General features: G+C 38.6%; 14 protein-coding genes. 9 read left to right on the top strand and 5 right to left on the bottom strand.

The genetic code is table 11. The annotated features are described in order from the left end of the window. Positions 1-41 precede the first annotated feature (41 nt). The 6 genes from RCC89_05970 (at position 42) to RCC89_05945 (ending at position 7,574) form a co-directional block, all read left to right on the top strand. Complete coding sequence (locus RCC89_05970; protein WMJ72711.1) at positions 42-1,439, top strand: tetratricopeptide repeat protein; 1,398 nt, start codon at positions 42-44, stop codon at positions 1,437-1,439. A 1-nt stretch (position 1,440) separates the two neighbouring features. Further along, positions 1,441-2,208: a phosphosulfolactate synthase gene (locus RCC89_05965; GenBank protein WMJ72710.1), complete on the top strand. Its 768-nt coding sequence runs from the start codon at positions 1,441-1,443 to the stop codon at positions 2,206-2,208. A gap of 10 nt (positions 2,209-2,218) precedes the next feature. After that, entirely contained in the window at positions 2,219-3,154 is a 936-nt protein-coding gene (locus RCC89_05960) for a DUF368 domain-containing protein (GenBank protein WMJ72709.1), read from the top strand. Next, positions 3,151-3,888 (top strand): shikimate dehydrogenase, encoded by a 738-nt coding sequence (locus tag RCC89_05955; protein ID WMJ72708.1) that lies wholly within the window; start codon positions 3,151-3,153, stop codon positions 3,886-3,888. Before RCC89_05960 ends, RCC89_05955 begins: the two co-directional genes overlap by 4 nt. Before the next feature lie 49 nt (positions 3,889-3,937). Continuing rightward, positions 3,938-5,962: an excinuclease ABC subunit UvrB gene (gene uvrB / locus RCC89_05950; GenBank protein ID WMJ72707.1), complete on the top strand. Its 2,025-nt coding sequence runs from the start codon at positions 3,938-3,940 to the stop codon at positions 5,960-5,962. A gap of 94 nt (positions 5,963-6,056) precedes the next feature. Continuing rightward, the gene (locus RCC89_05945) at positions 6,057-7,574 is read left to right on the top strand and encodes a T9SS type A sorting domain-containing protein (GenBank protein ID WMJ72706.1); all 1,518 of its coding nucleotides are present in this window, start codon (positions 6,057-6,059) and stop codon (positions 7,572-7,574) included. Positions 7,575-7,784: 210 nt separating this feature from the next. Here RCC89_05945 and RCC89_05940 read toward each other — a convergent pair whose 3' ends face one another. Beyond that, positions 7,785-8,327: a hypothetical protein gene (locus RCC89_05940; GenBank protein ID WMJ72705.1), complete on the bottom strand. Its 543-nt coding sequence runs from the start codon at positions 8,325-8,327 to the stop codon at positions 7,785-7,787. A 462-nt stretch (positions 8,328-8,789) separates the two neighbouring features. Here RCC89_05940 and RCC89_05935 point away from each other — a divergent pair, with 462 nt between their 5' ends. Then, entirely contained in the window at positions 8,790-10,628 is a 1,839-nt protein-coding gene (locus RCC89_05935; GenBank protein ID WMJ72704.1) for an SDR family NAD(P)-dependent oxidoreductase, read from the top strand. A gap of 68 nt (positions 10,629-10,696) precedes the next feature. Here the strand turns inward: RCC89_05935 and RCC89_05930 are convergent, their stop codons facing one another. Beyond that, positions 10,697-11,014, bottom strand: a complete 318-nt coding sequence (locus RCC89_05930; protein WMJ72703.1) for a hypothetical protein — start codon at positions 11,012-11,014, stop codon at positions 10,697-10,699. A 311-nt stretch (positions 11,015-11,325) separates the two neighbouring features. Between RCC89_05930 and RCC89_05925 the strand changes: the two genes are divergently transcribed. Together RCC89_05925 and RCC89_05920 are read left to right on the top strand one after the other, a co-directional pair. Continuing rightward, entirely contained in the window at positions 11,326-11,895 is a 570-nt protein-coding gene (locus RCC89_05925; protein WMJ72702.1) for an HD domain-containing protein, read from the top strand. A gap of 214 nt (positions 11,896-12,109) precedes the next feature. After that, positions 12,110-13,138: an ABC transporter ATP-binding protein gene (locus tag RCC89_05920; GenBank protein WMJ72701.1), complete on the top strand. Its 1,029-nt coding sequence runs from the start codon at positions 12,110-12,112 to the stop codon at positions 13,136-13,138. Positions 13,139-13,520: 382 nt separating this feature from the next. Here RCC89_05920 and RCC89_05915 read toward each other — a convergent pair whose 3' ends face one another. The 3 genes from RCC89_05915 to RCC89_05905 all read right to left on the bottom strand — a co-directional run bounded on the left by RCC89_05915 (position 13,521) and on the right by RCC89_05905 (position 17,423). Continuing rightward, on the bottom strand, positions 13,521-15,239 hold the full coding sequence (locus RCC89_05915) for a glycoside hydrolase family 3 N-terminal domain-containing protein (protein ID WMJ72700.1): 1,719 nt from the start codon (positions 15,237-15,239) through the stop codon (positions 13,521-13,523). A 265-nt stretch (positions 15,240-15,504) separates the two neighbouring features. Further along, positions 15,505-16,152, bottom strand: coding sequence for a peptidylprolyl isomerase (locus tag RCC89_05910; GenBank protein ID WMJ72699.1), 648 nt, complete (start codon positions 16,150-16,152; stop codon positions 15,505-15,507). A 305-nt stretch (positions 16,153-16,457) separates the two neighbouring features. Beyond that, on the bottom strand, positions 16,458-17,423 hold the full coding sequence (locus RCC89_05905) for a MoxR family ATPase (GenBank protein WMJ72698.1): 966 nt from the start codon (positions 17,421-17,423) through the stop codon (positions 16,458-16,460).

Genomic DNA, 17,423 nt, shown 5'->3' with positions numbered 1-17,423 from the left:
CTTAACTTTATTTCGTATCATAGTTAAAAGATCATTTTAATATGAATAAAGGTTCAAACAAAAGCGCCGAAGAAAGAGAATCTCTCAGAAAATTTGAGCAAATGCTTAAAAATGGAGGTAGCTGCTTCTTCGACTTAAACACCTTTGAGTCTATCATAACTCACTATATAGAAAAAGGCAAGTTCAAAAAAGCCCTTAGGGCCTGCGACTGTGCACTTAATCTTTATCCATATTCAGTTGAGTTGATGATGGAAAAAGCCAACCTTCTCCTGAGAAGTCAAGCTTATGCCGATGCATTAGAAATGGTCAATCAAGCCTCTTTGTATCAGCCGTATGATCTTGAACTAACAGTACTAAAAGCCAACATCTATTCCCAGATGAACGACCTAAAAAGCGCCATCTGCATATTAGAAAATGCTTTTAACCTTTTTGAAGAAAAAGATCAGATACATTATGCCATAGGCATGGCTTACCAAGATGCTTCAGAGTATAAAAAAGCCATACAGCACTACCAAGAAGCATTGAAAATAAATAAAGATTACGAAGACGCTCTCTATGAGCTGGCCTATTGCCTAGATCTTTCTGGAGAACTAAAAGAAAGTTTAAGCTATTACCAGAAGTTTCTGGACGCTGACCCATATTCATATTATGCATGGTACAATATGGGCATTGTCTACTATAAGCTTAACGAGTATGACAAAGCCGTATCAGCTTATGAATATGCCTTGGCCATTAATGAAGAGTTTTCTTCTGCATGGTGCAACTTAGGAAACTGTTATGTCAGCCTTGAAGCCTATGACAAAGCCATAGAATGCTACATTTCTGTCTTAGAGTTTGAAGACCCTAGCACCGAAATTTATTGCAGCATAGCCTCTTGTTATAACAAGAAGAAGGATTTTGCCGCTGCAATAGACAATTACAGAAAAGCCACTAAGCTAGACCCTAGTTGTGATGACGCTTGGTACTCAATAGGCAAGGCATTGCTAGACTCAGAAAAATATTTCGAGGCAATCCATTATTTTTCAAAAGCGTTAAAACTTGATGACCAAAATTCAGATTACTGGATGGGTGCAGCAGAAGCTGAATTTCACACTGGAAACATTGTTTCATGTATTGAAGCTTATGAACAAGTCATAAACCTGGATCCACAAAATGTTGATGCTTGGCTAAATTGGTCTTTAGTGTTTAGTGAACAAGGAGATACAGACAAAGCGGTAAACCTTATAGCTGAGGGAATTAGCGAGAATCCAGACTGTGCAGAGCTTTATTATAGGGCCGTTGCTTATCTTATTATTGCAGGTAATTATAAAGAAGCCTTTATTTATTTGGAAAATGCATTAATTTTGGACTTTGAAAAGCATACTTTGTTGTATGACTTTTTCCCTGAGCTTGAAACTCAGAAGGCTTTACATAAAATAATAGAACAGTACCGCAAGTAAAATGTATAATAATTTTTCGCTAAATCAAATACCCGAAAGAACCCTTAAACCGAGAAGCTATGGCAGTACCATGGTCATGGACAAAGGATTAAGTATCAGAGAGGTTGAAGATCTTTTAGAAGTGGCCGGTGATTATATAGACATGGTCAAATTAGGATGGGCTACTTCTTATGTTACCCCAAACCTCAAGGAAAAACTGGATGTTTACCGCTCCGCAGGCATACCTACCTATTTTGGAGGAACCCTGTTCGAAGCTTTTATCATCAGAAATCAGTTTGAGGACTACCTGCGGATTTTGGATAAATATGACATTACTTTTGCTGAGGTTTCAGACGGCTCTATTGAGTTGGCACATGAGCAAAAATGTGAATACATCAGCAAACTAGCAGAGAATGTTACTGTACTGTCAGAGGTAGGCAGTAAAGATGTCGAAAAAATAATCCCTCCTTATAAATGGATCAAGCTTATGCAAGCTGAACTGGATGCAGGAGCTTGGAAGGTAATCGGCGAAGCAAGAGAAGGCGGAAATGTGGGGCTTTTCCGTTCTAGTGGAGAGGTGAGATCTGGCCTTGTGGAAGAGATTTTGACCCAAATACCATTTGAAAAAATAATTTGGGAAGCCCCTCAGAGAGATCAACAAGTTTGGTTTATCAAACTTTTAGGCACCAACGTAAACCTTGGCAACATCTCCCCTAATGAAGTAATACCTTTAGAAACCCTGAGGTTAGGACTTAGAAGCGATACCTTTGACTATTTTTTAAACAAGTAATTTTAAACCATTGAAGCAGGAGAATTACATTTCCTTATTTTTTAAAGGGGCAGCCATGGGTGCTGCAGATGTTGTACCGGGGGTTTCTGGCGGTACAATTGCCTTTATTTCTGGCATTTACGAAAAACTAATAGAATCTATTAGTTCTGTAAATATAGAAGCTCTAAAACTACTAACAAGTTTTAAGTTTAAAGAGCTATGGGAACATGTCAATGGCACCTTTCTACTGACCTTATTTGCAGGAATAGGCTTTAGTATACTGACGCTTTCCAGAGTATTCTTGTATCTATTGCAAAATCACCCGATTTTACTTTGGTCATTTTTCTTTGGACTTATAATAGGTTCTGTTTTCCTGATTTTTCCACAGATAACCAAATGGACAGTGCCTGTGGTTATTTCCGGGGTAGCAGGGATAGTCATTGCCACTTATATCACCACAGCCACACCAGGACAAACTCCTGAAGCGTATTGGTTTATTTTCCTTGCAGGCTCTATAGCCATTTGTGCAATGATTTTACCAGGCATATCGGGCAGTTTTATCTTGCTGATATTGGCCAAGTATGAATTTATACTTGATGCCATCAGTTCAGTAAATATCCCTGTTATACTGGTGTTTATGGCAGGTGCAGTTACTGGATTATTGTCTTTTTCTAAATTCCTAAAATATCTATTGAGCAACTATCATAACATTACAGTAGCCTTGCTTACCGGGTTTATGATCGGCTCTTTAAATAAGGTTTGGCCTTGGAAAAATACCTTAGCCTGGTACACAGACCGGAAAGGTGAAGAAAAACCTATGATACAGGAGAATGTATCGCCCTTTACCTATGCAGAACTAACAGGCCAAGAACATTTTTTAATTGGCGCTATAGCCTTGGCTATTATCGGTTTTGTAGCTGTTTACACACTTGGCGCATTATCAATGAAAAAAGAAGCTAACGTATGAGATTGTTCGGACTGATCGGTTATCCACTTACCCATTCATTTTCTAAGAAATATTTTTCTGAAAAATTTGAACGTGAGCAGATCTCTGATGCCCAGTATGAACTTTTTGAAATAAAAGACATTGAACAATTCCCAAGGGTTATTCTAAAAAACCCTGACTTATGCGGTTTAAATGTCACCATTCCTCATAAACAGGCTGTAATTCCTTTTTTAGATGAACTTGATGCTCCTGTAGCTAGTATTGGCGCTGTAAATGTTATTAAAAAATTGCCTAATGGAAATTTAAAAGGCTTCAATTCGGACTATTACGGCTTCAAGTTATCCTTACAAAAAATGCTCCCCTCAAACTACTCAGGCATAAAAGCACTGGTATTAGGGACGGGCGGAGCCGCCAAGGCTGTTTTTGCAGCACTAGAAGAACTCGGCATTGCTTACAAAGTGGCCTCCAGAAACCCTTCAAATGGTCTTACTTACAAAAACTTAGACCAAGGGACTATGGAAAACTATAAGCTCATTATCAACACAACCCCTGTAGGGATGTACCCGTCTGTTGATCAATGCCCTGATCTGCCTTACGAGTACATTTCCAATGAACATTACCTCTACGACTTAGTATATAATCCTGAAGAAACTCTATTTTTGAAAAAAGGCAATCAAGCGGGGGCGAAAACTAAAAACGGACTAGAGATGTTAATTTTACAGGCTGAAAAAGCCTGGGAAATTTGGAATTCCTAATACGTTTTTCTTACTCTTTTAAGTCGTCTCCTGTTTTTATATAAATTCTATGGAATTTAAGCTGTCATCTGACTACAAACCTACAGGCGATCAGCCTAAAGCTATTGCAGAGCTTGTCAATGGTATAAATAAAGGCGAACCTGCCCAAACATTGCTTGGAGTAACAGGCTCAGGAAAAACCTTTACAGCGGCCAATGTTATAGCCCAAGTAAACAAACCTACTTTGGTATTAAGCCATAACAAAACACTGGCAGCACAGCTTTATGGTGAGTTCAGGCAGTTCTTTCCTGACAATCTTGTTGAGTATTTTATATCTTACTACGATTATTATCAGCCAGAAGCATATTTGGCAGCCAATAATGTATATATAGAAAAAGACCTTTCTATTAACGAAGAGATAGAAAAATTGCGCCTCCGGGCAACATCTGCATTAATGAGCGGAAGGCGAGACGTGGTTATTGTTGCGTCTGTTTCGTGCATTTATGGTATAGGAAACCCCGATGAGTTCAAAAAAAGCATAGTAAAAGTTACGGAAGGCGACATAATTAGCAGGAACAAATTCCTTTATGACCTAGTAAGCATCCTATATAACAGGACGACAGCAGAATTTAAAAGAGGAACTTTTAGGGTCACAGGCGACACGGTCGATATTTTTCCGGCTTATGCAGATTATGCTTACAGAATATATTTCTGGGGAGACGAAATTGAAAGGCTACAGAGAATAGAGCCGGATACTGGCAAAAAAATTTCAGATGAAAAGTTCATAGTCATCTATCCTGCCAACCTTTTTGTTACAGGAAAAGAGCTTTTGAACCTAGCTATTAAAGAAATACAAGACGATATGTTGGCCCAGGTCAACTTGTTTGAAGAAGAGCAAAGATTTTTAGAAGCCAAAAGAATACAAGAAAGGACGGAGTTTGACATAGAAATGATGCGGGAACTGGGCTATTGTTCTGGTATAGAAAACTACTCAAGGTATTTTGACAGAAGACAACCAGGGACAAGGCCTTTCTGCCTCTTAGACTATTTTCCTGATGACTATTTAATGGTGGTAGATGAGAGCCATGTGACATTGCCTCAGGTTCGTGCCATGTGGGGCGGTGACCGGTCAAGAAAATCGGCACTTGTAGATTATGGCTTTAGGCTTCCGTCGGCATTGGACAATAGGCCTCTGACCTTTAACGAGTTTGAAGACATGGTACCTCAAGTCATCTATGTCAGTGCAACACCCGGAGATTATGAACTGACACGTTCTGAGGGAATAGTGGTAGAACAGATTATTAGACCAACCGGTCTCCTTGACCCCATCATCGATGTTCGTCCAAGCACCAACCAGATAGACGACTTGATTGATGAAATCCAAAAAAGGATTGAATCAGAAGAGCGGGTGCTTATCACAACCCTTACCAAAAGAATGGCTGAAGAGTTAACCAAATATTTAGAAAGGCTCAATATCAAAACACGCTATATCCATTCAGAGGTAAAGACTTTAGACAGGGTAGAAATATTAAGAGAGCTGAGGCTAGGAATATTTGATGTATTAGTAGGCGTAAACCTTCTAAGGGAAGGGTTAGACTTACCTGAAGTTTCTCTTGTTGCGATTATGGATGCCGACAAAGAAGGCTTCTTGCGGAATGTTCGCTCACTCATACAAACCATAGGAAGAGCGGCAAGAAACTCTAATGGTATGGTCATTATGTATGCCGACAAGGTGACAGATTCTATGCAAAATGCCATAGACGAAACCAGAAGAAGAAGAGCACTCCAAGAACAGTACAACCAGGAGCATGGCATAACCCCTGTTACAGTCATAAAATCCAAAGAAGCCATTATGGGGCAAACCAAAGTGGCTGACTCTTCCAAGACTCCTAAAAAATACTATACCGAACCTGAAGAAAAAACACTTGCAGCCGATCCGATCATTGCCTATATGAGCAAAGATGAATTGAAAAAACTTTCTGCAAAAACAAAAAAACAAATGGAAAAAGCTGCCAAAGAACTAGATTTTATGGAGGCAGCCCGTTTAAGAGACGAGCTTTTTGCTATTGAAAAAATGCTGGAAGAGGATAATTAGAAAACACCCCAACTTAATTCCCCAAAAAATAACAAAACAGGAAAGTCCTCAGTTAAAAAGGTTGTTTTGAACCTAAAAACAGGAGTGACTGAATATGAAAACAAACTACTTCCTGAAATTTGCTGGAATATTATCTATAGTACCTGTCATTTACGCCTTTAGTGGAACATTAAACCTTAAGGGAAAAAACGCAAGCAAAGTTGCGATAGAAAAAATCAAAGAGCCTAAGCAAAAGCAGCTACAGAACCAGGAAAATATAGAAGTTGTAATCACCTATTCTAATCCTATTTCCGAGTATACGACAAACAAAGCCCCTTTAAAGTATAATAAAGCCTTTGCATACAGCCTCACACTTGACGATGGCTTTGACGACGCCTACACCCATGCATATCCACTACTGAATGGTGGAACACTAGAAGAAACAGGCACAAACTACCCTGGCCTTTTTTATACAGACGGATGTGGAAATGATATAGCCTTCAGGCTTGGTATAGCTTGGAATTCGCAGAATCAGGACAATAAGGATGTAAGGTCAGGCACTCCAAATTATATTACCTGGGACCAAATGCAAGAACTATATGATGCCGGATGGGATATACTAGACCACAGCCTCACGCATTCAGCAGGCCCTGGCACTGACTATCCTCGTGAAGTAACAGAAAACAGACAGATTGTTTTGGACAAAATGGGCGTCAACATGACCCATTTCGTAGTACCTACAGGAGATACTGAATATATTCCCTATGCTGAAAATGCAGGATTTTATGGCATTTACAACCAGTCAGGGCTAGATGGGGATATGGGTATAGAGGTTTCATCTCCACTAGAAACTTCACTTTCTCCTTTGAAACTAAACAGGGTTTTAATTGAAGATGACCAGCACAATACGAATAACGTATCTGACAACATCGATCATATTGCACAAATCAGTTCAGAAGCCCCTCACTGGTACAATGATTTCACACATAAAGTTGGGCATGAGCAAACCGGCAGCAGTTTACTATTCACTACTTTCGAACATTATATGCAACACATAGAGCAAAACTATGGTAAGTCAGGGGCAGACAATATTTGGGCCGGATCTTTACAAGAAGTATATGAATATCTGTATATTCGGGAGAATGCCAACATGTCAGCTACCGCTTCTGAAAATCAACTGATCATACATATAGACATGAGCAGCATACCAGATGATTTTAGGTGGCAGGATCTTTCACTCCTGGTATCAGCAGATGCAGAGATCGAAGATATAACGGTTTCAGGTGCGAAAAGCTATACCTATACCACAGGCCAAGACCCCGACCTGATCAATATAAGTAGAGAAGGTGGTGTTACTTCAACTGGGCATCCAAAGAAAACAGTACAAGCTGAAATCTATCCTAACCCAGTAGACCAATACCTGAACCTATCATTTAACAACCCTAAGCAAGGGGAGGTGGAATTATCACTGGTCTCCGCTACTGGATCAATTGCACATTCAGAAAAAATAAAAGTACCTGCAGGCTCCTATAACAAACAATTGAATCTAAGCGAACTAAATACAGGAATGTATTCGCTCATTTTAAAGGAGGGAAATAAACACCAAAAAGTATTCAAAATCATAAAGGAATAGAAACGAACCGTTTCCCAGCTTTGAAACTATGACTGGGAGACGGTTTTATTTCACTTGTATGGAATTAATAATGCAGTAAATATTCGGAAGTAACAACAAATAAACACTTTGGTGTCGCAAAGCATAGCGGCGCAATGGTTAAAAAAAATACGAGGGACGAAACCGATTAGAAGCTATTTTGCTACGTAATCTTATACACACATTCCAAATTTAATGCAAAATTTCTTTAACGACAGAATCCTGTGCTATGATCAAGGTCTTATAATGGACACCGCTGGAATCAAAATATGCCCATTCGCCTTCTTTTTTTCCATTTTCCCAAACCCCGATACTAGCCAAGTTGCCATTATCATGGTAAAAGCGTGCTGTATCACTCATAACTCCATCAATTACAGTATATTCTTGTTCTGGACTTCCGTTTTCATACCAGCACTTTACTTTCCCATGCTCCTGCCCATTTCGCCACATACTTTCTTGTTTAACAAAACCATTTTTCCACCACCAAGTACAGGTACCATTTAAGGTATCATTGACAAAACTCAATTTTTCCTTAACCCCACCAGTTTCAAACCATGACACTTCTTCACCATTCTTCATCCCATCCTTAAGGGAAACAGAGTACTTCTTCTGTCCATTGGAATAATGCTCTGTAATAGTACGGTTCATTTCATCTTCACCTTCTCCCTCTGCTTCATAAATACAGCTTGAGAATACAATACATGAACCGATAGCAAATAATAACCTTTTAAACATTGTATAAAATAATTAAAAATGATTAAAACTGCTGAACACTTGACATAAAGCACATAATTCCTGAAATTAGAAACAAGCTGCTTTTAGCAGCGCTCAATAGTTTTTTATGTGATATAGAAAACACATAAACTCATTTAATTTATTGAAAACTAAATTAATACAATTTATGTAAAATTCTAAGTATTTTTTTATAACCATCTCATTGCTACGCAAAAATACAAACCAAAAAAATATACAAGATATAAAACTGGAAACATCAAGTAAGGTTTCCTTTACGTCACAGTAAATTCAAAATACGATAATTACCTATTACTTTGCACATATGCCAATATTTAAGACACTCGTCGTACAACGCCCCACAGAAGGCAATCTAAAAAAACACCTTTAAACACTATCGCTTAAAAAAAGTTATTAAATAGTCTGGTCACAGTCAAAATCATTTTTTACAACCTTATCAATACCATGAAAATTTTCATAACAGGTGCTACAGGGTATATTGGAGAAATCCTTGCTCAAAAACTAGCAAATGAAGGTCACACAGTCCATGCTTTAATACGTTCTCAGAAAAAAGCACAGAAACTGCACCATCCTAACATTTGCCTTTTCAAAGGAGATCTTTTCACCAAAGATGTGATAAAGTTAGCTATGGAAGGGTGTGATGCTGTTTTTCATTTAGCGGCATGTGCCAGTGTATGTCCAGAGCCTGGCTCCTACCAAAAAATAAACATTGTCGGAACCAAGAATATAATAGAAGCGGCCATAGACGCCCAAGTTAAAAAGTTTGTGTTTACCTCTACGGCAGGGGTTATGGGGCCATCTCCTTCTGCAAGTGAGCCGGTTAGTGAAGACAGCAAGCGAATTGCGCCATATTTTAATGAATACGAGTCCACGAAAGCAGAAGCTGAAACCCTGGTCAATTCTTATAAAGACAAAATCCATGTAGTGACCGTAAACCCTCCTAGGGTATATGGGCCTGGAGAACTTAGTGAAAGCAATGCTGTTACCAAACTTATAAATTTATATAGAAACGGCAAATGGAGAATACTTCCAGGTGATGGCAAAAAAGTAGGGAACTATGTTTATGTAGGCGACGTGGTTATGGGTCACATACTTGCCTTAAAAAAGGGGAAAAACGGAGAACGTTATTTATTAGGAGGAGAAAACGCATCATACAAACAGCTTTTTGATACCATCAGAGAGGTAACAGGCGTTAACAAGAAACTATTTAAAGTACCCGTCTCAGTAATGATGGGTATATCTGGCCTAATGGTAGTCTGGGCAAAAATAACCAAAACAAAGCCCCTCATCACACCAAAATGGGTAAAAAAATACCTGTACCATTGGAGTGTGTCGAGCAACAAAGCAGAAAGACACCTAGGGTACACCATTACCTCATTAAAAGAGGGCGTCAGAAAAACTGTTGAAGGACTGGACGATAATAAGAAAAAACCATATACATTGATTACAGGAGCAAGCTCTGGAATAGGTAAAGCTATGGCCAACGAACTTGCAGAAAGAAACCAAAATCTGTTATTGTCTGCCTTACCAGACACTGGATTACCAGAAGTAGCCGGACAACTAAGAAAAAAATACGGAGTAAAAGTTGATTACTTCGAAGCCGACCTGACCGACACAAACGCCCCAAAATGTCTTTATGAGTGGTGCCTAAAAAACAATTATAGCATAGACACCTTAGTGAACAATGCTGGTTTTGGAAACAACTGTTCATTTGAGCAATCAACTGTTGACGACATTCAAAATATGATGCAGCTAAATGTGCACTCACTGGTCACCCTAACAAGGCTATTTATCCCGGAACTAAAGAAGAATGACAAGGCCTATATTTTAAATGTAGGCAGTACTGCATCATTAATGCCTGTACCTTTTAAATGCGTTTACTCAGCTTCTAAAAGCTTTGTATACTCATTCTCAAAATCATTGAGAACAGAATTAGAGCCTTATAACATAAGTGTAAGCTGCCTTTGCCCAGGCCCAACCAATTCAAATGCCGCTATGGTTAAGAAAAACGAAGAGTTAGGGTGGAAAGCAAAGCTATTTGTTATGTCACCAGAAGCAGTTGCCCAAAGAGCCATAAAAAGGATGTATAAAGGCAAAGGCACTATTATTCCAGGCTGGAAAAACAGGGTAGCCATTTTTACAGCACTAGCCGTACCTTCTTTCGTCCTGACACTTGCATTAAAATCTACTTTCAAGAAGAAAGCTGCCGCACAGTCTAAGTCAAACGAAATTCATGTTAGCTACCCTTCAATAACAGGCAAAGCTGTTTCAAAAGCTTCATGATAAAAAATACCAAGGTTATTTACTTGCGCTAGCTTGTAAGTAACCTTGGGCGTTACTTCAGGTTATACTTACAATGCTTCATTGAAATCCAGCACAAAATACCCTAATATACTACCTTTAGCCAAATCACAAATCACTACAAGAAAGGTATCCCTGACACCATAATTATACATTACTTGTTCTAAAGAATTGTCATGGCTACGGTACACGGCACCTGCTTTTAAGGCTTCTTTGGGTTGGCTAATCCCTTCCGCCTTTAACGCATCTTCTACATACACCGCCACATCGTCTTCCTGCATGGATGGCTTATAGTCATCTGTCAGGTGTACTGGCTGAGATAGTAAATCCTTGTATTCTTGCTGGTTTAATTTTTTTATGGCTGTCAATATAATCTGAGGTTTTGTTTTACTTATTGAATAAAGAAATTCTCCCTAAAGAATTTAGCTAAAGTTAGCAATGAATTAGGGTTAAACCTGAAATATGTATTAAGACTTTCTATTTCGTGGCAAAATAAATTCAAATCAGACGCTTTATTCGGATCTATGCTTTGCAAACCAAATACGCTTATTTTTTGATCTTTTGCCCCTCATAACGAGATCTAATGCTTAATCCAGGTTAAAAAAATCAGGAACAGGAGATGAAAGCAATAAACCATTTAGTACACAAAAACAGTTTTAAGTTAAAGAGCTAATTGATTATGGAAGATATTCTAGAAAAAATAAGATCATATGCAGATAGAGCACACGGAGACCAAAAAAGGAAATATACCGGCGAAAGGTATATAGTCCATCCAGTCCGGGTTATGAACATCTGCAGAGAATACACCGATGAACTGCCAGTTTTAGCAGCAGCACTATTGCACGATGTTCTGGAGGATACCCCTGTAACAGCAGAAGAGCTAAGCAAATATCTCCACTTGGTTATGAGCAAAGAGGATGCAGAAAAAACCCTTTTTCTAACAGTAGAGCTTACGGATATTTTTGTAAAAGAAGATTACCCAAAGCTCAACCGTAAAAAAAGAAAATTCCAAGAAGCAGAAAGGTTAAGCAAAACAAGCCCAGAGGCACAGACCATTAAATATGCAGATGCTATAGATAATAGTTTGGACATTACAAAAAACGACCTAGACTTTGCCAGAACCTTTCTCAGAGAAAACAAACAACTTTTGGAGAGCATTACCAAAGGCAACCAAGAACTTTATCATAGAGCCGTCAAAACAGTTGATGAGTGTATCGAGGAGGTGGACAGGAAAACCGAAAGCAGCTAGTTGTTTTTTGCCATTGGCGATCAGTTTAGAAAACAACAATAAGCAACTTTTAAGCACTTTCGAAAAGGCTATAACACATAGTGATTTTTGAAGTGGCTCTTGCGGCCTTTAGGTAAAACCTTTATGCTCACAGCCACTTGTTAATCTGAGGCAAAACCCTAAACTTTATCCTTACCACCTTCTTTTAATATCTTATATGTATATTTGAAGAATTATGCCACTCCTGCAGGTCAGTAACGTATCTAAAAGATATCCCGGAAGAAAAGTCAACTCTGTCAATCAAGTTTCTTTGCAAGTTGACCCAAATGAGATCATCGCCATTGTAGGAGAGAATGGTTCTGGGAAAACCACGCTCTTAAAGCTTATCTACGGACTTGAAGATGCTGATTCAGGAGAAATATTTTTTCAGGATACTAAAGTAACAGGGCCGTCGGAAAATTTGGTACCGGGGCACCCACAAATGAAAATTGTAGAGCAGGACTTAAACCTTTTCCCTCGTCATACCATTCAAGAAAACATACTCTATGACTTACGCCTGCTGAGCAAAACAAAGCAATCTGAACGCCTTTCTAGTCTAGTGCAACTTTTAAAGCTCGAGGGACTGGAGCGAAAAATTCCCATGGAGCTTTCTGGAGGACAACAACAAAGAGCAGCTTTAGCTAAAGCCATAGCTGCAAAATCCCCCCTACTCTTATTGGATGAGCCTTTCAGCAGCATGGACATCATGCTGAAAGACGACATAAAAAAAGAAGTTATCAGAACAGCAAAAAAAGAAGGTATTGCTATTATTTTTGTCACGCACGACATTCAAGATGCATTGTCCCTATCAGATAAAATTGCTGTCATGAAAGAAGGTGAAGTGCAACAGTTTGACACCCCTAGCCAAATCTATGAGCGGCCGAACAATGAATACATTGCGTATTTATTTGGCAAAACCAATATTCTTCAGATGTCAGATTTCAAGAAAATATTCCCCGAAGCCGCTATTGAACCGCGGTATGCCCAAACCTCTAACATGGCGAAAGTTTGCTTTAGTAAGTCTGATTTATCTATTGACGAGGAACCTAAGAAGGATATGCCTTTAGGCACAGTGGTCGGGAGTTATTATACCGGAAGTTTTTGGGAAATAGAAATTTTGATCGACGGCCAAATAGTCAAAGTTTTATCCAAGCAGCCACACCCGGAACAATCGTCTGTAACGGTAGCGATTGATTTAACAAAAGTTCATATTATTGAACAGTAAAAATATAGGCTTACATAAGTCCTCCTAAAAAAAGTCACAAGCCTATGCGCAGCTATTATGGCTACGCATAGGCTTACATTTTATCATAAAAAATCAGTATTCTGGGCGTTTTTACAGCACGCTCTACATAGGGCCTGCTGAAAAAGTCACAAGTGTGCAAGATACGCATGGCCTTGCATGAAGACGTATTGGAATACTTCGAATGTAAGGCCATAAAGTAGATTGTGCGCTTGTGGCTAGCCCAAAAAAGTATTGGGTTAAAAGCTTGTTACTTTAATGTGCACGGAAAAATAAGAAATAACCGGAAAACCCTTGCACCTATACCTCCTAATTTTTATACAAATATCAATAGATCAGTATTTTGGGCGTTTTTCAGTGCGTCCTACATAAGCCCCAGGGCAACCTTCATCCTAAGTACTTTTTTCACTGATTCATAAACTTGATCTTTGTACTCCATATCTTTCTCCATTTCGTTCAAAATACTTTTGATCGTTTTCACCTCACTTATTGGCATAAGCAAGAGATCATTTCCGGCTTTAGAGGCCAATAAAGGTGCATTTTCAATGGTGTTCACAGCTTTCATAATATTGAGGGCATCTGTTACTACTAGCCCTTTATACCCTAGCTCATCCTTCAGGAGCCCATTGACAATTTTAGGAGAACAGCTAGCAGGAAGTCCTTCAGTATCGTATTGCTCATTGTTCCTTATAGTCAAATGTCCCACCATAACAGAAAGTACATCACCTTGAATTAGGTTACGAAAAACATCTAGCTCCTGTAGGTCACCATCAATAAAAACAGATTGCTCATGCGTATCGCCTTCAACTAAACCATGTCCAGGAAAATGTTTTACAGTAGCCAATATGCCATCAGATTGTGTCCTACCGATAAAGGTTTCAGATAGGCTACACACCAAATCGGCATCACTACAGAAACTCCTCGTTTTGATCACTTTATTATTGGCAGAAAGATCTGCAACCGGAGCAAAGTTTTGATGTACCCCAATTTCTTTTAGCTCCCTGTTAATTAAATCTACGACATTTAAGCACACAGAGTCCGTTCTAAAAGAAAAAGCCGAAGGAAGCTTTGCAATACCTGTAACACGCATACTAAGAAGCTCAGGTTCTGCATCCATTGATAGCATTAAAGGAACACCGCCAGAGGACTCGGTAATTTGGTTTAATTCCTTAGCTAGGCGTACATGTTTCAGCTTACTGTTCTTCATGAAAGTAACACCGCCCACAAGCTGTTTCTCAACCAAGTCTTTTACCACATGGTCAGGCTTTCCCAACTCACCGGCAGAAGTAATGATCATCTGCCCTACCCGTTGGGTATCGGATAGGCTTGAAAAAATTTTCTCTACCTGTTCATCAATAAATGGGTTAATTGAAAAGAATTTATCAGAAAGCGACCCTAAGTAAACCATTCGATCATTTGCCCAATTAACAACAGGAACAATCCAGCTTTCGGTGTTTTTATAAAGTTCACTAAGTTTTTGTACACTTGGAACAGAAAGGATTTCAAAAGCTTGGAGGTTTTTGTTCGTATGGGAGAAACCCAAAGAGTCTATTGCATTAGATTTAGGTGCAGCATTCACCCATAAAACATTTCCGCTCAAGCGCTTGGTGTCTTCACTAATTATGTTAGCCCAATTATCACCAAAGCTAACCAAGGTATAGTTTATAACATCTTTTCGAAGAAGGTGAGCAACATCCATGGCAACCTCAACACCTTTTCCTACACCGGTAACAGTGATATTTTCAGCAGGCACTCCCTCTTTCAATAAAACCTTAATCTGTTCACCGACATTCTTCGCATACCTATCTGACTCATACTTAAACTTTCTGTTTTCACTTATAACATGAAAACCGCTATTACAGATTTTTCTTAATATTTCATCATACAGGTCTATATCTACCATTCCGTTGGATTGGGCAGAAAAATCATGAATATAAAATAAATATTTCCCTTCGGGATCTACTTCACCAGTAATAGTAGACCGGATAGTTTGAGCAGATACCGATCTAAAAGACAAAACAAGTACTGTTAAAAACAGAACCTTTATAAAGGATTTAGGAAGAATCATATGCTTTATTTTCACTCTTTTTCTCCTGAGACTATATCAACTTTAACCTGAAATATGCGATAGGTTTTGTCATGAGGAGCAAAATAGCAATAAATCAATGTGGGCGCAGGATTGATTTGAAGTTGTTTTGCTACGTAATAGAAAACTCTATTGCATTTCTGAATTAATGAAATTTAGCCCAGAACAGTTCCCCCGAGCAATGAAAAAATGTACAACAAACGCTAACTCAAGCTAAACGAGTATGCAGTAGAAGCTGTATAAAATAACTCATAACAGGCTCCTATTTTGCTTCTTTAAGTATTAACACGCGGGCTGTTTGGTACATAACAGGGTCATGCGTATTTTTAATAACATAAAACCACTCTCTCTCAGGAACATCTACCGTAAAAACAGCTCCTCGCTCATGCGATTTAACAGCTTCAGAAAATGCATTGACCATTTGTTTCTCATCAAACCAACCCAAGTCCCCTCCCTTTTGGGCATTCCTATCCATAGAAAACAAACTAGCCAATTGCTCAAAAGGCTCTCCTTCTTTATTTCTATCTAAAATGATTTTTCTTATACTATCTATTTCAGAGGTAGAATAATCTTTCCCATCTATAAATATATAGCTCACCCTAAAGGCTGGCTGAACGTCAGTTGACAACACTTTAAACATATAGTTTACATGCACATCTGACGTATCGTCAACCCAAAAGCTTCCTTTCTTACTGTTCAATAAAAAGTTAGCTAGAGCACTTGTATCATGGCGTGCGTGCAATGTTATAACTTCTCCAAAGTAAGCAGCATTTTCTTGAATGAAACTATCAGCATCTTTAAGCGTCTTAACTTTTCTTAATTGCTTTCTAAGGGTTTTAAAATCTTTGTTTTGTGAAAAACCTAAAGAAACCGACAGTAAAAACACAACCGTAAATGTAAAGATTTTCATAATTGATCAACTTAGACATCCTGTATCTATACGTAAATTTCACAAAAAGGTATGACAGGAAGTTAAAGTGGTAATAACATGTACACAATTTTTGGCAACAATAGTACACAATAGGAGAGCAAAACAATAATAAGTCAACACTTTGGGGCCGTAAAGCATAGCAACGCTACCTAATTGCAAGTTCTAATGCATATTCAAGGTTTTACATTCTATTCAAAAAAAAGCCCTTTGGTAATTATGCTATACAATTAAACCTTGTATAGCATAATCACGAAAGGGCAGCATAAAGCTAAAAAAAGTTTAGCTTACAAAAGTTTATTAATAATATCTTCTACTGAAATACCTTCGGCTTCAGCTTTAAAGTTCCTTACAATCCTGTGCCTTAATATGGGCAATGCTACTTCTTTAACATCTTCAATATCCGGTGAATATTTCCCATTTTGCAAAGCATTGCATTTTGCTGCCAAAACAAGGTTCTGAGAAGCTCTTGGTCCAGCCCCCCAGTCAAGGTAGTTTTTGGTCACATCGGAAGCTGATGAGGAAGTCGGCCTTGTTTTATGGACAAGCTTCACCACATATTCCACTACATTGTCCGCTACAGGGACTTTCCTGATGAGTTCTTGGTACTTTATTATTTCGGAAGCAGAAATCAATGATTCAACAGTAGCTTTTACGCCTCCCGTAGTATTCTTAACAATATCAATTTCGGATTCTAAACTAGGATAGTCCAATGTTAAATTAAACATAAAGCGGTCCAATTGAGCTTCAGGCAATGGATAAGTACCTTCCTGCTCTATAGGGTTTTGTGTTGCCAACACAAAAAACGGCCTGTCTAATTTGTATATTTGCCCACCAATAGTAACCGAATATTCCTGCATGGACTCTAATAGAGCCGCCTGGGTTTTAGGAGGCGTACGGTTTATCTCGTCCGCCAGGATAATGTTGGCAAAGATTGGACCTTTAACAAATTTAAAATTCCTGTTTACATCTAACGTTTCCGATCCCACAATATCACTAGGCATCAAATCAGGGGTAAACTGGATTCGCTTAAAGTTAAGATCCAGCACAGATGCGATGGTATTGATCAGTAATGTTTTGGCCAACCCTGGCACACCGACCAAAAGACAGTGTCCTTGGCAAAAAATAGAAGTCAGGAGAAGTTTTACAACTTCATCCTGACCTACAATTACTTTTCCAATCTCTTTTCTTAACTCTTTATTAATCTCAAAAAATTTGTCCGCAGATTCTACGTCAGATTTAAAAGTTTCCAT

It is taken from the genome of Cytophagaceae bacterium ABcell3, assembly GCA_030913385.1.
Taxonomy (GTDB): Bacteria; Bacteroidota; Bacteroidia; order Cytophagales; family Cytophagaceae; genus ABcell3.
This window is presented reverse-complemented; position numbering and strand designations above follow the sequence as displayed.

Excerpts from the sequence above, each read along its gene's own strand:
- RCC89_05970 (WMJ72711.1), top strand. The coding sequence starts at position 42 with ATGAATAAAGGTTCAAACAAAAGCGCCGAAGAAAGAGAATCTCTCAGA.
- RCC89_05965 (WMJ72710.1), top strand. The coding sequence starts at position 1,441 with ATGTATAATAATTTTTCGCTAAATCAAATACCCGAAAGAACCCTTAAA.
- RCC89_05955 (WMJ72708.1), top strand. The coding sequence starts at position 3,151 with ATGAGATTGTTCGGACTGATCGGTTATCCACTTACCCATTCATTTTCT.
- uvrB (WMJ72707.1), top strand. The coding sequence starts at position 3,938 with ATGGAATTTAAGCTGTCATCTGACTACAAACCTACAGGCGATCAGCCT.
- RCC89_05945 (WMJ72706.1), top strand. The coding sequence starts at position 6,057 with ATGAAAACAAACTACTTCCTGAAATTTGCTGGAATATTATCTATAGTA.
- RCC89_05940 (WMJ72705.1), bottom strand. The coding sequence starts at position 8,327 with ATGTTTAAAAGGTTATTATTTGCTATCGGTTCATGTATTGTATTCTCA.
- RCC89_05935 (WMJ72704.1), top strand. The coding sequence starts at position 8,790 with ATGAAAATTTTCATAACAGGTGCTACAGGGTATATTGGAGAAATCCTT.
- RCC89_05925 (WMJ72702.1), top strand. The coding sequence starts at position 11,326 with ATGGAAGATATTCTAGAAAAAATAAGATCATATGCAGATAGAGCACAC.
- RCC89_05920 (WMJ72701.1), top strand. The coding sequence starts at position 12,110 with ATGCCACTCCTGCAGGTCAGTAACGTATCTAAAAGATATCCCGGAAGA.
- RCC89_05910 (WMJ72699.1), bottom strand. The coding sequence starts at position 16,152 with ATGAAAATCTTTACATTTACGGTTGTGTTTTTACTGTCGGTTTCTTTA.
- RCC89_05905 (WMJ72698.1), bottom strand. The coding sequence starts at position 17,423 with ATGGAAACTTTTAAATCTGACGTAGAATCTGCGGACAAATTTTTTGAG.